General features: G+C 65.8%; 1 protein-coding gene. It reads right to left on the reverse strand.

The window, feature by feature from the left end; genetic code table 11:
- On the reverse strand, window positions 1-1,785 hold a 1,785-nt coding region (locus ABZT03_RS44235), incomplete at both ends, for a VCBS repeat-containing protein (RefSeq protein WP_356049974.1).

The raw sequence follows: 1,785 nt of genomic DNA on the forward strand, positions 1-1,785 counted from the left end.
GCTGGCTCCCAGCCCGCTGGCGAAGGTGGTGCGGCCCAGCATGTCGTACCCGGTCTGGCTGGTGCTGGTGGTGCCGTCGAAGCCGGTGCTGCTGCCACCGATGGGCCGGCCCAGGGCGTCGGTGTAGGACTTGCTGGTGATCCCGGCCTGGGTAGTGGTGACGGTGGTGCCCACAGTGCCGGCGCCACTGTCGGTACGGGGGGCGTAGGAGATGGTCGTGTCGGCTGCGCCGTCGGCGGTGAGCTTGGTCGGCCGGGCGAAGGTGTCGTAGGTAGCGGTGCTGATGCGGCCGTTGACGTCTTCAGTGGCGATCGGCACCCCGTAGGCGGGGTCAATCATCATCCACGCGGACGGCCGGTTGGCCGCGATGTCGTGGTTCTGCCAGACCTGCGAGGGGTAGATCTCCTCATTGGCCCAGGCCGCATCGAGTGGCGTGTATTCGATGTGGGATTCGTGGGCCGGGAGGTTGGGGTCGCCAGGGGTGACGGTGACCTTGGTCAGCGCGCCCAGCGTGTCGTAGGTGTTGACGGTGGTGGACCGCACGTCCTGGTCGCTGTTGCCCTTCTCGACCTCGACCTTGTCCAGGCGGCCGGCGGTGTCGTAGTGGTTTTCGCTGTGCCGGGTCACGTCCGCCGGGTCGTGATCGGCTTCCTTGGAGGTGACCGCGCTGGTGGTGGGCAGGCCGATCAGCCAGTCGCTGTCTGTGTCGCGGTTGTCATAGCCGTACACCGCCTCGGTCGTGGTGCCACCGGTGACAGCCACGGTGTCCTTGGTCAGGTTCCCGTACACCTTGCCGTTGGCCTCGGCGGTGTGCTCGGCGGTCTCCAGAGTCTCCCGGTTGACGGTGGCCGGCTCGTCGACGCCGGTGATGTGCTCGTCACCGGATGAGGGCGTGCCGCTCCAGTCCAGGTGGACCAGCTTGTCCGCCGCGGTCTGCTCCCACTCCTTGGTCGTGGTGTAGTGGTTCAGTACCGCATACACCGGGTGGCTGGCACCCGGCTCGGGGTGAAGGACTTCCGGTGTGTAGGTGGTGCGGGTTACCCGGGCCTTGGCGGTGGCCGGATAGTCGGCCGCCTCGGCCGAGGTGAGGATCGGCACCGTGGTCGTCACCGTCGACGGGCTACCCGCCGAGGGATAGAACACGCCGTTCACGGTCTGCCGGTGCGGATATACGGCAACCGTCTGCCGCGGCTGATCCGGTTCCCAGGTCTGCACCGTTCCGAATCCCACAAAGCCGCGGCCCTGCAGGTCCAGAATCGGGTCCAGATACGAGTAGTACACCGACCGCGCCGACGCAGTCGATGTCGCGTGCTCGACATTGTGAGAGCGCGAATCCACCCGGCGAACTACGGTCATCGCCCGGCGCACCGCCACCTGCGGGTAGCTGGCAGTGTAATCCCCCAGCTTCTCGGTGTGGTCGGTCCACATCGGCGCGTAGACAACCGTCTCATCAACCCAGCCGGTGCCGCCGTCCTGCACCGACTTCAGCCGGTTCTGCGCACCGTCGGTCAGCGCCTTCTGCGTCTGCACACTCATGGTGCTGGTGTTCACGCCGACCAGGTCTGTCAGGCCGTCACCGTTGAAGTCACCGACGTTGCACACCGCAGCGCAGCCACCGACCGCATCGTCGGTGAAGGTGCCGTTGCCGTTGGAGTAGTGGATGACCGAACCGCCGGAGGCGAACTCCACGATGTCGTCCATGCCATCACCGTTGACATCAACGATCTTGGTGTTCGCATAAAAGACGTTGTGAGAGATGTTCGACTGGTAATCGGCCACCTTCAA

Source organism: Streptomyces sp. NPDC005574 (assembly GCF_040605435.1).
GTDB lineage: Bacteria > Actinomycetota > Actinomycetes > Streptomycetales > Streptomycetaceae > Streptomyces.